The organism is Desulfurobacterium indicum, assembly GCF_001968985.1.
GTDB classification, from domain to species: domain Bacteria; phylum Aquificota; class Aquificia; order Desulfurobacteriales; family Desulfurobacteriaceae; genus Desulfurobacterium_A; species Desulfurobacterium_A indicum.
Map to the genome: position 1 here is coordinate 26,800 of NZ_MOEN01000009.1, position 15,224 is coordinate 42,023.

The window sequence follows — 15,224 nt, forward strand, 5'->3', positions numbered from 1 at the left end:
TTAATCAAAAATAACCGTTTTGTTGTCGTAAACAAGTATTTTATTTTCAAGGTGCCATCTTACAGCTTTGGCAAGAACGATTTTTTCAAGATCTCTTCCTTTTCTTATCATATCTTCAACAGTATCTCTGTGGGTGACTCTAACGACATCCTGTTCAATTATTGGGCCCTGGTCAAGTTCTTCTGTTACGTAATGGCTGGTTGCTCCGATTATTTTTACTCCTCTTTCATAGGCTCTGTGATATGGACGAGCGCCCACGAATGCCGGGAGGAATGAGTGGTGAATATTTATTATGCGATTTGGAAATTGTCGGACAAAGTTGTCCGTGAGTATCTGCATGTATCTTGCAAGAATTATGAGGTCAATGCTTTCTTTTTTAAGTAGCTCTATCTCTTTCTCTTCGACTTCTTTTTTGGTCTCTTTTGTCTTTGGGAAGTGGTAAAAATCCACGCCAAACATTTTTACACCATTTTCAAGGTTACGGTGATTGCTTATTACCAGTTTTAGATTTCCCTTCATTTCTCCGGTTTTAAACCTGTAAAGCAGGTCGTATAAACAGTGATCATACTTTGAGACAAATATGGCAACGTTTGGTGTTTCGGTATTAAACTTGAGATTCCATTTCATAGAAAATTTATCTGCTATAAAGGAAAAAGCAGTCGCTATTTTTTCTTTTGGGATTTTAAAATTTTCAAGATCCCACTCTATTCTCATGAAAAAAATATGTTTTTGAAAATCGATATGTTGATCGGCATGAATGATGTTACCACCATTTCTGGCTATAAATCCCGTTATTTCTGCTAAGATGCCTTTTCTGTCAGGACATGATATGAGAAGCGTGGCAGTTTCTTTCATTGGTCCTCCAGTTTATTCAACAGTAACACTTTTTGCAAGGTTTCTCGGCTGGTCCACATCGTATCCCAGAAAATCTGCTATATGATATGCAAAAAGTTGAAGCGGCACAACCGTAAGAAAGGGATATAAAAGTTCTTCAGTTGTTGGTATTTCTATGGTGAAATCTGCAAGTTTTTTGATTTCAGGACAGTTTGCATTTGTTACTGCTATGACTTTTCCTTTTCTTGCTTTTACTTCTTCGATGTTTGAAACTATTTTTTCGTAGACTCTATCTTTAGGAGCTATCACAACAACAGGCATTTTTTCATCTATGAGTGCTATGGGACCGTGTTTCATCTCTCCGGCCGGGTAACCTTCTGCGTGTATATAACTTATTTCTTTTAGTTTCAGTGCTCCTTCCAGAGCAATCGGATAGTTTACGAATCTTCCAAGATAGAGGGCATCCTGTGAGTTGTAAAACTCAAGGGCTATATTCCTTATCAGCTTCTTCTCGTTTTCTGAGTCAAGAAAAGTTTTTAATTTTTTTGGTATTTCTGAGAGTTCGTTTAATAGTTTGTTCTCAGTTTCTTCGTCGATGGTTTTCCTGACTTTTGCTACTTCTACGGCGAATAGAAAAAGAGCAGCCAGCTGTGTTGTAAAAGCTTTTGTAGATGCTACGCTAATTTCCGGTCCTGCGTGTGTGTAGATTGTATAGTCTGCCTCTCTTGTTATGGTTGAACCTATTACGTTGCATATTGCAACGACCTTTGCACTTTTCTTTCTGGCAAGTCTAACAGCAGCAAGCGTATCGGCGGTTTCTCCCGATTGAGAAATGGCAATTATTAGTGTTTTTTTATCTATTATTGGATTTCTATATCTGTATTCAGACGCGTAATCCACTGATACGGGTATTCGGGATATGGATTCTATGAAAAACTTTCCTATAAGCCCTGCATGAAAAGATGTTCCGCATGCTACAATCTGGATTTTGTCAAAATTTGTCAAAATTTTTTCATTCTTTTTTTCAAAAATCGACAGTTTTCCTGAGATGGTGTCTGCAATGGCTTTAGGTTGCTCGTAGATTTCTTTTAACATAAAGTGTTTATATCCGCCTTTTTCGGCTTGAGCTATTGACCAGGGAATTTTTTTAATTTCCTTTTCAACCTTGTGTCCGTTTAAATCAAATATCTGAACATTATCTGCAGTTACTACGGCACATTCATTGTCGTTAAGAAAAATCACTTTGTTGGTATAAGACAGAAAAGCAGGTACATCTGAGGCAATAAAATTCTCTCCTTCACCTATTCCTATGACTAAAGGGCTGTCTTTCCTTACACATACTATTTTATCGGGTTCACCTTCGTAGATAACAGCGGCAGCATAAGAGCCTTTAAGTTTTGCTACTGCAGATAGAACCGCTTCTTGCAGATTTTTTCCCTTCTGGATTTCTTCCTCTACAAGGTGAGCTATAACTTCTGTGTCGGTTTGAGACTTGAATTTATGACCTCTGTTTTCGAGAGATTTTTTAAGTTCTGTGAAATTTTCAATTATACCGTTGTGAACTACGGCTATTTTTCCGCTGCAATCGGTGTGAGGGTGTGCATTGATATCATTTGGTTCTCCATGTGTTGCCCACCTTGTGTGTCCTATAGCCACGTGAGGCAGAGACAAGTCTTTGTTAAGTTTAAATTCAAGATTTCTTATTTTTCCGCTTTTCTTGAAAATTTTGAGTTCTCCGGAGTCTATAAAAGCAACTCCTGCAGAATCATATCCTCTATATTCCAATCGTTTTAATCCGTTTATGACAATGTTTTTAGCATTATCTTTTCCTATATATCCTACAATTCCACACACAATTTTCCTCCGATTGTGATTTGCCTTCCTCCCCTTTCTTTTAGAGTTAAAATATACCATAATTACTCTGTCAAATTATTACCTTTTTAAGGAGGAGAATAAATGAACCTAAATGTGACTCCACTTGACTTTCAACCGGCAAATGAGCTTGCCGTAGAAATCGTTGAAAGGAAGGGTATAGGCCACCCGGATACTATTTGTGATGCTCTCGCTGAGAAACTTTCAGCAGAACTTTGTAAGTTTTATAAAGAAAAATTCGGATTTGTCCTTCATCACAATGTTGATAAAGGTCTTCTTCTTGGTGGAAGCGCGGCGCCGGCTTTCGGCGGTGGAGAAATAACTGCTCCTATTGAGATTTATCTTGTTGGTAGGGCTATAAAAGAGTATAAAGGAGTTAAGGTTCCTGTAGAAGAATTTGCCATAGAGGGCACAAAGGAGTGGCTTAAGGAAAATATACATGCTCTAAATCCTGATAAAGATGTTAGGATTCACTGTCTTGTAAGGCCGGGTTCTGTTGATCTTGTGGATATTTACATGAGACAGCTTGAAACGGGTGTTCCTCTGGCAAACGATACATCTTTTGGTGTTGGTTTTGCTCCTTTTGATGAGGTGGAGAACATTGCTTTCAATGTTGAAAAAGTTTTAAACAGCAAGGAAATGAAAGAGAAACACCCGGAAATAGGAGAAGATATTAAAGTAATGGGTGTTCGTAAGGGAGATACAATCGATATTACTATAGCATGTGCTTTTGTAGATAGATTTATCAAAGATATTAACGATTATGTTGAGAAAAGGGAAAATGTCAGGAAAATAGCTGAAGAGGTAGCGAAAAAATATACCAATAGAGAAGTTGTCATTCACGTAAATACAGGTGATGATGTTGCGAGAGAAAATGTTTATATAACCGTTACAGGAACATCTGCAGAAGCCGGTGATGACGGTGAAGTGGGAAGAGGTAATAGGGTAAACGGACTTATTACACCTTACAGACCTATGAGTCTTGAAGCTGCGGCAGGGAAAAACCCTATTACTCACGTTGGAAAACTTTACAACATTACTGCCAACCAGATATGTGAGGCTGTTGTAAAAGAAATACCAGAAATTGAAGAAGCTTACTGTTATATTGTCAGCCAGATTGGTAAACCTATCACAGAGCCACTGGCACTTGATGTTAAGATTAGGACTAAAGATGGTAGAGTAGATGTTTACAGGGATAAAATAGAACCTATAGCAAAGGAATGTCTTGCCGATATCTCAAATATCTGGAAGAAATTGGTTGCCGGTGAAATTCTTGTTTACTGATTTTTGAATTTAAAATTCAAGGCCCGGATTTTCCGGGCCTTTTTGTTTATTTATCCTGGTATAATAGTTAAGATCTGAAGTCTTATTTCACTTTATCGCGAGGAGGAATTATGAAAGCGGTTATTCTGGCGGGGGGAAGCGGCACGAGACTTTATCCTGTAACTATTTCTGTTAATAAACATTTTCTTCCTATATATAACAAGCCGATGATTTATTATCCTCTGTCTCTTGTTATGCTTTTGGGAATAAAGGATGTTATGTTTATAGTTAATCCAGAGGATATGGATTCTTTTAAAAAGCTTTTTGGTGATGGTTCTCACCTTGGTATGAATATTAGTTATGAGATTCAGAAAAAACCTAATGGATTGGCAGAGGGACTTATTTTAGCGGAAGATTTTATAGGTAATGATAATGTTTGTTATATGTTGGGAGATAACATTTTTTATGGTCATGATCTAATTAACATTATGAAAGATGCCAAAAGGGAGATAGAAATAAATGGTGGAGCTTATGTGTTCGGGTATTATGTTAAAGATCCTGAGAGATTTGGAATAGTGGAGTTTGATGAAAAAGGGAATGTTAAGTCCATTGAAGAGAAACCGCAGAAACCTAAGTCAAATTATGCTATTGTAGGAATGTATTTTTACGATAATAGAGCTGTTGAAATAGCGAAGAATGTTAAACCCTCTGATAGAGGAGAACTGGAAATAACTTCTGTTAATGAACAGTATTTGAAAAATGGCAGATTGAAAGTAAAGCTTTTAGGGCGGGGTTTTGCCTGGTTTGATGCAGGAACACATGATAGTTTTCTTGAAGCTGGAGAATTTGTGGCTACTATAGAGAAGAAGACAGGATTGATGGTTGGATGTATAGAAGAGGTGGCTTTTAATAATGGTTGGATAGATAAAGATACGCTTCTTGAGCTTGCTAAGCCTCTTAGAAAGACAGGTTACGGTAAATATTTGATTGAACTTGCAGAAAGAGCGTGATTTTGAGGTTTTAAGTGAATTTTGTAGATAAATTTAGATGGATAGAGGTTCTTTTTTTATTATCTGTATCTTTCGTAGCAGGACTTCCTTCGGGGTATGTATTTTCAATTCCTGTTAAGTTGTTTTTTTCTTTTTCTATTTTTGGTATTTTTCTATATATTTCTTCAAATAAGGAAGTTTATTTTTCAAATAATTTTATCATACTTTCGCTGGCATTTTTGTGGTTCTTGCTAGTGTATCTGTTGATTGGTTACCTCAGATTCGGAGTTTATTCTCTAAAAGAATGTGAATTAATATTGATAACTTTTGTTTTATATTCTATGGTCTATTTGCTTTTATCAAATGTATTCGGGATGCGTTTTTTTATTACTTTGGTGGAAATCAGCATTACAGTTGTTTTTCTTGTTAAACTTGCAGCTTTGTTATATGTTTATAAACATCCTGGTGTGGATTCGATGATAGAATTTTTTATAAAATATTTCAACACAAAAGTTGTTACAATGAAATTTTTGTTTGGTCTTTATAGAATTAATTTCCCTGCAGATATTTTGCCTGCTTTTTTTCCATGGATACTGGCGTGGTATCTTAGAAACAAGCTATATTCCATGAATAAAATTGATTTTATTGTGCTATTTTTTTCTATATTTATTGTTTTGCTTGGATTTTCAAGGTATCTTATTTTAGTTTTTACACTTGGATTAATCTATTTGCTTAAAGTTTCAGGAATAAACTGGAAAATTTTTGGTATAATTTTCCTGGCATTTTTTGTTGTTTTTAGAAAATTTATAGTTGATTTTATAAAACTTAGGTTTTTCTCTGGAGCTGTTAAAGCTTCTGATGCTATAAGATTTAAACAGACACCTGCTCTTGTGAAACTTTTTTTAAAAAAACCTCTGATTGGATATGGCATTGGTGCGTTTAGTTTTGAATATGTTCGATCTAGAAGTATGTGCTTTTCTTACGAGGAGCAAATTCTTACTTTTTTTGTAAAGTTTGGGACATTAGGAATGTTTTTCCTCTTAACTGTTGTTTTATTTATTTTTGCAATTTTTATATCAAGAAAAGATTATACAGCGGTTAGTATATTTTTCTTGTTTATTGTAGCAGGATGGTTTAATCCATATTTGTATTCGTCTTCTGTGTTTCTTATTTATGTATTTATCGCTTTAATGGTTAATAATGAAAACTTTCATGTGGGGGAAATCCATGCCGTTTGAATTTTTGAAAACTGAGTTACCGGAAGTTGTTTTAGTTAAGCCCAGAGTTTTTGGAGATAATAGAGGCTTTTTTATGGAAATCTATAAAAAGTCTGATTTTGTTGAAGCGGGTATAGATGTTGAGTTTGTTCAGGATAATCATTCGAGATCGATAAAAGGTGTTTTGAGGGGCTTGCATTATCAGGCGAAACCCAGGATGCAGGGGAAGCTGGTTAGGTGTATAAGGGGAAAAATTTTTGATGTGGCAGTTGATATAAGGAAAGGTAGCCCTACTTTTGGAAAGTGGATAGGTTTTGAACTTTCCGAAGAAAACAAATTTATGTTATGGATACCAGAAGGGTTTGCTCACGGATTTTTGACCCTTTCAGAAGAGGCAGAAATTGTGTATAAAGTTTCTGGTTCTGAATATTCTCCAGAACATGATAGAAATATAAGATGGAATGATCCGGATATAGGTATTAAATGGCCTATACAGGGGAATCCTATTCTCTCAGAGAAGGATAAAAATGCACCATTTCTGAAGGATGCTGAGTTACTTTAAAAAACTGTGGCAGGAGGAGTTATGAAGTTACTTGTAACAGGTGGAGCCGGTTTTATAGGGAGTGAATTTGTCAGGCAAGCAGTGAGGTATGGTATTGATACGGTTGTTGTTGATAAACTTACTTATGCCGGAGATCTTGAGAGATTAAAGGAAGTTGAGGATAAAATTACATTTTACAAATGTGATATTAATAATAGAGAATTTCTCGAAGATATATTTAAAAGGGAAAAGCCAACAGCAGTTATTCACTGGGCGGCGGAGAGTCATGTTGATAGAAGTATTCTGGATGCATCACCTTTTATAGAGGCTAATGTAAGGGGAACACAAACTTTGCTTGATGTTTCAAAAGATAACGATGTAGAACTGTTTATTAATATAGCTACAGATGAAGTGTATGGTGAACTTGGAGAAGAAGGTCAATTTTTTGAGACAACTCCTCTGAATCCAAATTCTCCATACTCTGTGAGTAAGGCTTCTGCTGATATGCTTGGAAGGGCGTACTTTAGGACATATGGATTGCCTGTTGTTACTGTTCGTCCTTCAAATAACTATGGTTATTGGCAGTATCCGGAAAAACTTATACCAGTTGTTATTCTAAAAGCCTTGAATAATGAGCCTATTCCTGTTTACGGGACCGGTCAGAATGTAAGAGAATGGCTTTTCGTTTCTGATTGTGCAGATGCTGTATTTTCCATACTGGAGAAAGGAAAACCCGGAGAAGTTTATAATGTTGGGAGTGGAGAAGAGAGAAGAAATATAGAAGTTGTAAAGGCTATTCTTTCTCTTTTAAACAAGCCTGAAGGTTTGATAACTTTTGTGAAAGATAGACCCGGGCATGATTTTCGCTATTCTTTGAATACTGAAAAAATAGAAAGAGAAATTGGTTGGAAGGTAAAGGTAAAATTCGAAGAAGGTATAGAAAAAACGGTTAAATGGTATATTGAAAATATAGATTGGGTGAATCGTAAGCTTGATTATTTAAAATTCTATTGGCAGAAGGTTTATTCGTAGAAAAAATGTTTGGAGATTGAAGATGCGTAAATATGTGTCGTTTTTCCTTATGTTGGTTTCTGATTTATGTATTTTTTACGTGTCTTTGTTTTTAGCTTATCTTTTAAGGTTATGGTTTGGAGATAAAATTCTTCCTCATTATTATATGACTTTCAGGAAATTACTTTCCTTATGGTGGTTTCCCGTTGCCTATATCTTCTCTTTCTGGATTCAAGGCCTTTATACTTCTAGATTGCCTTTCTGGGAGGAAGTTAAAAGAATAGTAAAAGCAGTAAGTTTTGCTACGGTAATAATACTTTCTGTAGTTTCCCTTGGAAGGTTAAGTGAACATGTTTCCAGGACAACGGTACTTATTCTGTGGATGATTTCTATTCCGATGTTTGCTGTTAGTAGAAGATTTCTCAAACCTTTACTATACAGACTTTCCCTGTGGAAGCAAGAAGCAATTGCTGTTGGTAACAAAGAATTCATAAATAAAATTAAAGAGATTTTTGATAAAGATCACTTTATGGGGTATTACATAAGCAGAGGGATAGAAATTCCTCCATTTAGCTTTTCGTACGAAAAGAAGTTATCAGAACTTGAAGCTGATACACTCATTGTTGCCATTCCAGACAGCTTTGAAGGTGATACTGAAAAGTTTCTTGCTAAAATTCATAAATCTGCCAGAAATGTTCTTTTTATTCCTGATATTAAGGGACTGGCTTTTTTAAACTCAGAGCTCTATCCTCTATTTTTTTCTGAAATCTTTCTATTGTCCGTAAAGAACAATTTAAAATATTTTACCAATAGATTTTTAAAAAGATTATTTGACTTAACTTTTTCCATTCTGCTACTGCCTGTTCTTCTACCCATTATTGCCATTATTGCTATATTGATAAAGCTTGATTCTGAAGGTCCAGTGTTTTTCGTTCACAATAGAATAGGTAAAGATGGGAAGATAATAGGAGTAATAAAGTTTAGAACTATGTATAAAGATGCCCAGCAGAGATTGGAAAAATTGCTTACAGAAAATGAAGAAATAAGAAAAGAATGGGAAACCTATTTCAAACTAAAAAATGATCCCAGAATCACGAAAGTAGGAAAATTTTTAAGAAAAACATCTCTTGATGAGCTTCCTCAGATTTTTAATGTTCTTAAAGGAGATATGAGTTTTGTTGGTCCAAGGCCTGTAATTAAGGAAGAGATAGAAAAGTACTATAAGGAATTTGCCCAATATTACTACCTTGTGAAACCGGGAATAACTGGTCTATGGCAGGTAAGTGGGAGAAGTGATACTGATTATGATAAACGTGTAAGATTGGATACGTGGTATGTTTTAAACTGGTCTTTGTGGTTAGATATAATTATTCTTATTAAAACAATAAAGGCTGTTCTCAAGAGAGAAGGTGCTTATTGATCTTATTTAATTCCCGTGGCGGCTCTTATAAATTGTCTTTCTCCCTCGGATAATTTTTTATCTCTTATCCATGTTATTGTTAATGGGAGAAGAACTTTAAACCATTCTCTGTCTTTTAAGACATCTTTGTGTTTATAGCAAAAATAGATTATGTTCATTCGGGTTTTTAATGGTAAAGACCATCGGAAAGCTACTTTTTTAATGTAGTTTTCGACTTCTGGAAGTAAGTGTTCGGGTATGTTAATCTTTGAAAGTGCAGAAATTATATAGTCAATGTAAGGAATCATTTTGGTATCTTTAAACGATGTAATTCTTCCTATGGTTAACAGTTCGTTGATGAAAGTTTCTTTTTCATAGTTGGAGAGGTTAGTTTCTGTTAATCTTTCTATGATTTTTACACCTTTGATATCTCTATCCCTGAAATATCTTCTGAGAGAAAACAGGTAATCTTTAAAATTTTCCTTTTCATCAATCTCCATTTCTATATCTGAATAATCCCCGGTGTTGTATTTTGTTTCGATCTTTTGGAAAATTATTCTGCTTCGAAAGTTGGAAATTGATCTGTTTAGGAGTTCCTGAGGTGTTATTATTTCAGTATGAAGCCCAAAAATTCTTTCTATCGGTTCCTGGTAAAGGTGAGCAATTCTTCCTATTATTACAATATTTTTAATGGTAGGTTTTTGTCTTTCTACCTCTTCGTAACTGTAGAGAATATTAACTATTGCAGAAGATAGATCTGTTATGCTTAGAGTGAATTCTCCGAAGTTTGTTTGGCCTGTTAATATTGAAAGGCCAAGTTTGATTTCTTCTTTATTTACCGTGCGATTGTAGTTTTCATCTTTTAGAATAACTTTGTTGCATCGTTTAAGTAAAATTCTTGCTCCTATTCCTCTGAACCTATCAAGATATCTGCCTCTTTTTCCTGTTTTTCTGAGATAGACGTTGGACATTCCTTTATCTTTTAAGAACCTGTTGAATAGATAATTTCCAAAAACATCTATAAAGTTGAATTCTCCAATGTCTATTACAGATAAGAATTTACCGCCAATGGATATTGAGGTTTTCCTGTAACCTATATTTATTACGAGAGTTTCTTCTGAAAATAGATTAAAGTCGTAATAAATGTTTATGTTATTCTTTATATTGTTTGAAATAGTTTTTAGTGTTTCTCTTATGATAAATGTAGGTTTGCCATAAGTGTATCCTGGGAGAATTATGTGTTCGATTTTTCTGTTTTTGATGCCGAAAAGGGCAAATTCTAAGATATCCGAAGCATCATAGTGAACATTATCGATAAATATGTAGTCCTTTTCTTTAAGAAAGTCCAGTAGACTCAGAAGTTTCTTTTTTACTTCTATTGGTATTGAGTCGTAAGAAACGTTTACTTCTTTTAAGAAAAGATCTTTGATTTTAAATTTTTCGTTTTCCGTGCAGGATTCCGGATAACCTATGTAAAGTTTCAAAGGTAAATGACCTCCCTGTTGGCTGCGTGTTCTTTTCGATGTTTGCCGGGATAGCCGTGAATTAGAACGGTTTTTTCTGCATTTAATTGTTCTTTAATTTTATCAAGGTCTCCTCTTTTTGAATGAGCGGAAAGATGGTGCTTTAATATTTCACATTTAAATTGTTTAAACTGATTTCTATTATTGATCAGTTTGAATCCGAAGCTTTCTTCTGTCAGGTAACCGCTGAATATTATGCCATTTTTCGCCTTTTTACCGATAATTTTTGCGTAAGCGTAAGAAGGAGTGTTTTCCATTAACATTCCTGATGTTGAAATGATAATGTCTGCTTCTCTGAGGTTTTCTTCGCAGGATTCTTCGAAAGATAGGCCTTCGTATCTGGGAGCTGGTTGTATATAAAAGTTAAAAAACTCCTTTTCTATGTTGTGTTCGTATATGTTGCATATTTCTCTTGCAAGTCCATCAACATAGACGTTGACTGGCGGAATATTTCCCTTTTTCATCTCTTCTTTTATTATGGATATGATTTCTTGAGCTCTACCGAGAGCGAATACAGGAATTAGTATTTTGCCACCTCGTTTAATTATCCGATTAATGCTTTCCGGTAACGTTTCTTTAGGACTTTTTTCTATCTTTGTGTAATAGTAGGTGCTTTCCATTACTAAAACATCAACCTTTTCTTCAGGGAGAACTGCTCCTTTTACTGTTATCTGATCTTTTAGAGAGATGTCACCTGTGTGGAAAAGTGTTTTTCCGTTCCACTTTATCAGGATAGAAGCTGCTCCAAGAATATGTCCGGCTGGATAGAGGGTAATTTCAATGTTATCTATGTTTATCCGGGAAAAAAATTTTTTTCTTTCTATTCTTAGAAAGGCTTCGTCAAGGAGTTTATATTCTGTTGTCGATTCTTCGTCTCTTCCGATATATTTAACTTTTATGGCGTCTTCCACCATTACGGATAATAATTCTGCCGTTTCGAAGGTTGTGTATATAGGAGTGTCCGGATATTTACCGGATACTATGTGAAAAGCGCCGCAGTGGTCTATGTGAGCATGTGTTATTATTATGGCATCAAGCTCAGGAGCTAGGGCATTTAAGAACTCAAGATCAGGATGAGATTCTTTCGGGTTGAACCTTATTCCGAAGTCAACAAGTATTTTTTTACCGCCTATCATGTAAAGGTAGGCACTTGCTCCTATTTCATTTCCGCCGCCTAAGGGAATCATCATATCCATGGTATGGTAATTTAGTCCTTCTGATGGTTTAAATCCATTGTTTTTTCTTGAAATATAGCATAAAGCCTATGCTCATCAGTATCATCATGCCGGTTACTATTAAAAGTCCTGCGTGAGAATCGGCAAACGGAAGGTCAACAATGTTCATTCCGTAATAGCCGGATATCATTGTTATCGGGGCAAAGACAGTCATAATAATTGTAAGTGTTTTCATGATGTCATTGAGTTTAAATTCAACAAGGGATGAAAACACGGAGAATATGTTCTGTAACATTTCATGAAGTGTATCTATGTGGTCATACAATATGACAAGCTCATCAACCAGATCTCTTAAGTAATGGATGCTTTTTGAGAATCCGAAAGCTGCTAGAGAAGAGAGGAAAGAGCGGTAGACATCTCTCAGTTGTTTTACTGTTCTTCTCAGCGAAATAATTTCAAAACTTAGGTCAGATATATCTTCAAGCAGCTCCGGATTTTGTTCTCTAAAGACTTTTACTTCTATATCGTCAAGCTGTTTTTCCAGATTAAGTGCCACTTTTTTACATTTATCCACTATGTTGCTGGATATGAGCCAGAATATTTTATCAGTTGTGATTGTTTCTGGCTCTTCTAAAAAAAGTTCTGTTTTGGTTTCTTCAAAAAGTTTTCTACTCCCTACCGTGATTATTAAATCTTTTGTCCAGAAAATCGAGAATTTTCTTTTCCTGCTTATTCTTCCGTCAAAATATATGAGGAGTATAAAAACATAGCTTTCAAAGGTTTCTGCTTTTGGTCTATCTTCAAGTATAGCATCTTCCAACGATAGTTCATTTATCTTGAGGTTCTCCAGCAGGAAATCTTCTATTGATTCGTTAAGATTTCTAAAATGCAGCCAGATTGGTTTTTTGTCTTTTACAATATGTAGTTCGGAAATTTTTATTGTTTCTGTTTTTATTCCGTTTTTTGTTTTGAATACCGCCCAGCATTTTTCCATAATTATTTCCTATCAAAAAATATATTTTTTCCGCTTATTGATAAGGGAATACCGTATCCGATTTTTATATTGTTGGGGACGAAGCCTCCTTCTATTGCTGCTTTTCCAAATGAAAACATGATTCTGTTGTCTATGTGGTGTAAAGATGCTATGGAGATGGCAGAACCTATAGCTATTCCTAGGTCTCCTGTTGCAAAGGCACAGCTTATGCCTTTGGAAAGTGCGTCTTCGCAGTTTTTTGCACCGCAAAATCCACAGTTTGGAACTTTTCTTGGAGTTACGATGGTTCCTATAAATACTACACATATTGACTCGTAAACGTTCTTTGCATCTCTTATAAAGAAAGAGATATTCTTTTCTCTTCCTATTGTTGCCATAAATTCAGCTACTTCATCTTTTCTTTGGTCTTTAAATATTTCGACGTGTAGGAGATTTATTCCTTTTCCTTTTGGTGCAGTGATTGCAGCAGAACACATCATTTCAGCCACAGATAGTGCAGTTTTATAAATAAATTCCATACGGAGCCTCCGCAGGATATTCTGAAGCGTAATTATACATTATTCTTGCTCTTCCGTAGAGATTTTAATATTAAAACAAAAAGAGTATAATATTTGCTAAATCGCCGCTGGAGAGATTGGATGGTTTTAAAAGGGAGATTTTCTTCCTATCAGGAGTTTTTTGATCTTGTAAAGCTTGTAACGCAGATGAAGATGACGATTAATTTGTGTCTTACTCATGAGAGGAAAGGGAAAAGACTTTTTTTATCGTTTAAAGATGGTTCTCTTGTGGTTCTTGAGTGTGATTGTAAAGAAGCGGTATTGCTTGATTTTAACTTTAAAAATGGAAAGGTTCCGGTAGAAAGATTTATAAGAACAACAATTTTTATTTTTTTGCTTGATTTTGAAGATTTTTCTTTTGAGACAGTTTCTAAAGAGAAAGAGGAGATGTTTAAAATTGATGATTTTGAAACTATGTTTCTTGATGTAATAAGAGAGGTTGATGAAATTAGCGATTTTCCAGAAGAAATGGAATACAGAATTAAAAGTTCTGAATTTATGCTCTCTTCTGTGGAGGAAGTTCAGCTCCTGGGATATTTGTTGTCAGGGTATTCTCTTTATCAATCCATATTTTCAATGGGTAAAGTTAAGGAATTTTTAGATGCTTATAAAAATTTAAAGAAAAAGGAGTTTTTGTCTTAAAAAGAGATTGGGGAATTTCCCCAATCAAATTTCTTTTAAAACATTTCTGAGGATTTCTATCCCTTTTTCTATATCTGTCTTTTCAATGATTAATGGTGGAGCAAATCTGATAACATTACCTGCAGTGCAGTTTATTATTAATCCTTTTTCGAGTGCTTTTTTAACTATATCGCTACAGGTAACTTTGCACACGGCACCTATCATTAATCCTTTTCCTCTAATGTTTTCTATTACTTCAGGAAATTCATTTTGCAGTACTGTAAGTTTTTCTCTTAAGTAGTTTCCTTTATCATTTACTTCTTCGAGAAAAGCCTTTTGAGATACTATTTCTATTACTTTTTTACCGGCGGCTGTTGCTAAGAAATTACCGCCGAACGTTGAAGCGTGAAGTCCCGGTTTTAAAACATTGGCAGCTTTTCCTTTTGTTACAATGGCACCTATCGGAACACCATTACCGAGGGCTTTGGCAAGTGTCATTACATCCGGTTCAACATTGTAATGCTGGTATGCAAAAAGTTTACCGGTTCTTCCTATACCTGTTTGAACTTCATCAAATATTAGAATTGCGTCTATTTCATCGGCTATTTTTCGTAGTCCCTGTAGAAACTCTTTTGTTGCAGGAACTATTCCACCTTCTCCCTGCACCGGTTCTACAATAATTCCGCAGGTTTTTTCGCTTACAAGAGATTTCATTGAATCAAGGTTGTTAAATTCGGCAAATTTTACATCCGATAGCATGGGGCCAAAACCTTCGTTATATTTTTCCTGTCCTGTTACTGATACGCTGGCAAATGTTCTGCCGTGGAAAGAATTTTTGAATGCAATGATTTCATAACCTTTTTTGCCTTTTTCGAAAGCGTAACGTCTTGCAAGTTTTATTGCCCCTTCGTTTGCTTCGGCTCCGCTATTGCAGAAAAATACTTTTTCTCCGAAAGAGTTTTCACATATCAGTTTTGCAAGCTCTGCCTGAGGCTTAATGTGGAATAGGTTTGATGTATGGATAAGTTCTCTGGCCTGCTTACATATTGTTTCGGAAACTTCCGGATGGCAGTGTCCAAGGTTGCATACGGCAATTCCTGCTAGCATATCCAGATACTCTCTGCCATTTTCGTCGTAAAGGTAACATCCCTGCCCTTTTACAAATGAGATGGGATATCTATTGTAGGTTTTCATTACATATTTCTCGGTCATTTCTATTGTGTTCATG

General features: G+C 35.2%; 14 protein-coding genes. 7 read left to right on the top strand and 7 right to left on the bottom strand.

Features of this window, described 5'->3' with window-relative positions; translation table 11 throughout:
* A complete protein-coding gene (gene purU / locus BLW93_RS03530) occupies positions 1-855 on the bottom strand; it encodes a formyltetrahydrofolate deformylase (RefSeq protein WP_076712732.1) in 855 nt (284 codons plus the stop codon).
* Positions 856-867: 12 nt separating this feature from the next.
* Positions 868-2,688, bottom strand: a complete 1,821-nt coding sequence (gene glmS, locus BLW93_RS03535; RefSeq protein WP_076712733.1) for a glutamine--fructose-6-phosphate transaminase (isomerizing) — start codon at positions 2,686-2,688, stop codon at positions 868-870.
* Between the two features lie 102 nt (positions 2,689-2,790).
* On the opposite strand from glmS, the gene BLW93_RS03540 reads away from it, so the two are divergent.
* From BLW93_RS03540 to wbaP, 6 genes are all read left to right on the top strand, one after another.
* On the top strand, positions 2,791-3,990 hold the full coding sequence (locus tag BLW93_RS03540) for a methionine adenosyltransferase (protein WP_076712734.1): 1,200 nt from the start codon (positions 2,791-2,793) through the stop codon (positions 3,988-3,990).
* Positions 3,991-4,100: 110 nt separating this feature from the next.
* Complete coding sequence (gene rfbA, locus BLW93_RS03545) at positions 4,101-4,979, top strand: glucose-1-phosphate thymidylyltransferase RfbA (protein ID WP_076712735.1); 879 nt, start codon at positions 4,101-4,103, stop codon at positions 4,977-4,979.
* A gap of 14 nt (positions 4,980-4,993) precedes the next feature.
* Entirely contained in the window at positions 4,994-6,196 is a 1,203-nt protein-coding gene (locus BLW93_RS03550; RefSeq protein ID WP_076712736.1) for a hypothetical protein, read from the top strand.
* Entirely contained in the window at positions 6,186-6,737 is a 552-nt protein-coding gene (rfbC, locus tag BLW93_RS03555) for a dTDP-4-dehydrorhamnose 3,5-epimerase (protein ID WP_076712737.1), read from the top strand. Before BLW93_RS03550 ends, rfbC begins: the two co-directional genes overlap by 11 nt.
* Before the next feature lie 21 nt (positions 6,738-6,758).
* A complete protein-coding gene (gene rfbB / locus BLW93_RS03560) occupies positions 6,759-7,748 on the top strand; it encodes a dTDP-glucose 4,6-dehydratase (RefSeq protein WP_076712738.1) in 990 nt (329 codons plus the stop codon).
* Positions 7,749-7,770: 22 nt separating this feature from the next.
* The gene (gene wbaP / locus BLW93_RS03565; protein WP_076712739.1) at positions 7,771-9,147 is read left to right on the top strand and encodes an undecaprenyl-phosphate galactose phosphotransferase WbaP; all 1,377 of its coding nucleotides are present in this window, start codon (positions 7,771-7,773) and stop codon (positions 9,145-9,147) included.
* Positions 9,148-9,149: 2 nt separating this feature from the next.
* On the opposite strand, the gene BLW93_RS03570 is transcribed toward wbaP, so the two are convergent.
* The 4 genes from BLW93_RS03570 to BLW93_RS03585 are packed head-to-tail and all read right to left on the bottom strand — an operon-like array spanning position 9,150 to position 13,336.
* Positions 9,150-10,610 (bottom strand): hypothetical protein, encoded by a 1,461-nt coding sequence (locus BLW93_RS03570; protein WP_076712740.1) that lies wholly within the window; start codon positions 10,608-10,610, stop codon positions 9,150-9,152.
* Positions 10,607-11,845, bottom strand: a complete 1,239-nt coding sequence (locus tag BLW93_RS03575; protein WP_076712741.1) for an MBL fold metallo-hydrolase — start codon at positions 11,843-11,845, stop codon at positions 10,607-10,609. Before BLW93_RS03575 ends, BLW93_RS03570 begins: the two co-directional genes overlap by 4 nt.
* 28 nt (positions 11,846-11,873) lie before the next feature.
* Positions 11,874-12,818: a magnesium transporter CorA family protein gene (locus BLW93_RS03580; protein ID WP_076712742.1), complete on the bottom strand. Its 945-nt coding sequence runs from the start codon at positions 12,816-12,818 to the stop codon at positions 11,874-11,876.
* 2 nt (positions 12,819-12,820) lie between these two features.
* Positions 12,821-13,336 carry a ferredoxin domain-containing protein gene (locus BLW93_RS03585; RefSeq protein WP_076712743.1) on the bottom strand — a complete coding sequence of 172 codons (516 nt, stop codon included), beginning with the start codon at positions 13,334-13,336 and terminating at the stop codon, positions 12,821-12,823.
* Between the two features lie 120 nt (positions 13,337-13,456).
* On the opposite strand from BLW93_RS03585, the gene BLW93_RS03590 reads away from it, so the two are divergent.
* A complete protein-coding gene (locus tag BLW93_RS03590) occupies positions 13,457-14,017 on the top strand; it encodes a hypothetical protein (protein ID WP_076712744.1) in 561 nt (186 codons plus the stop codon).
* Positions 14,018-14,041: 24 nt separating this feature from the next.
* On the opposite strand, the gene BLW93_RS03595 is transcribed toward BLW93_RS03590, so the two are convergent.
* Positions 14,042-15,223 carry an aspartate aminotransferase family protein gene (locus tag BLW93_RS03595; protein ID WP_076712745.1) on the bottom strand — a complete coding sequence of 394 codons (1,182 nt, stop codon included), beginning with the start codon at positions 15,221-15,223 and terminating at the stop codon, positions 14,042-14,044.
* Between the last annotated feature and the right edge of the window lies 1 nt (position 15,224).

Coding starts and splice junctions, on each gene's coding strand:
- purU (WP_076712732.1), bottom strand. CDS start 855: ATGAAAGAAACTGCCACGCTTCTCATATCATGTCCTGACAGAAAAGGC.
- BLW93_RS03540 (WP_076712734.1), top strand. CDS start 2,791: ATGAACCTAAATGTGACTCCACTTGACTTTCAACCGGCAAATGAGCTT.
- rfbA (WP_076712735.1), top strand. CDS start 4,101: ATGAAAGCGGTTATTCTGGCGGGGGGAAGCGGCACGAGACTTTATCCT.
- rfbC (WP_076712737.1), top strand. CDS start 6,186: ATGCCGTTTGAATTTTTGAAAACTGAGTTACCGGAAGTTGTTTTAGTT.
- rfbB (WP_076712738.1), top strand. CDS start 6,759: ATGAAGTTACTTGTAACAGGTGGAGCCGGTTTTATAGGGAGTGAATTT.
- wbaP (WP_076712739.1), top strand. CDS start 7,771: ATGCGTAAATATGTGTCGTTTTTCCTTATGTTGGTTTCTGATTTATGT.
- BLW93_RS03575 (WP_076712741.1), bottom strand. CDS start 11,845: ATGGATATGATGATTCCCTTAGGCGGCGGAAATGAAATAGGAGCAAGT.
- BLW93_RS03580 (WP_076712742.1), bottom strand. CDS start 12,818: ATGGAAAAATGCTGGGCGGTATTCAAAACAAAAAACGGAATAAAAACA.
- BLW93_RS03585 (WP_076712743.1), bottom strand. CDS start 13,336: ATGGAATTTATTTATAAAACTGCACTATCTGTGGCTGAAATGATGTGT.
- BLW93_RS03590 (WP_076712744.1), top strand. CDS start 13,457: ATGGTTTTAAAAGGGAGATTTTCTTCCTATCAGGAGTTTTTTGATCTT.
- BLW93_RS03595 (WP_076712745.1), bottom strand. CDS start 15,223: ATGAACACAATAGAAATGACCGAGAAATATGTAATGAAAACCTACAAT.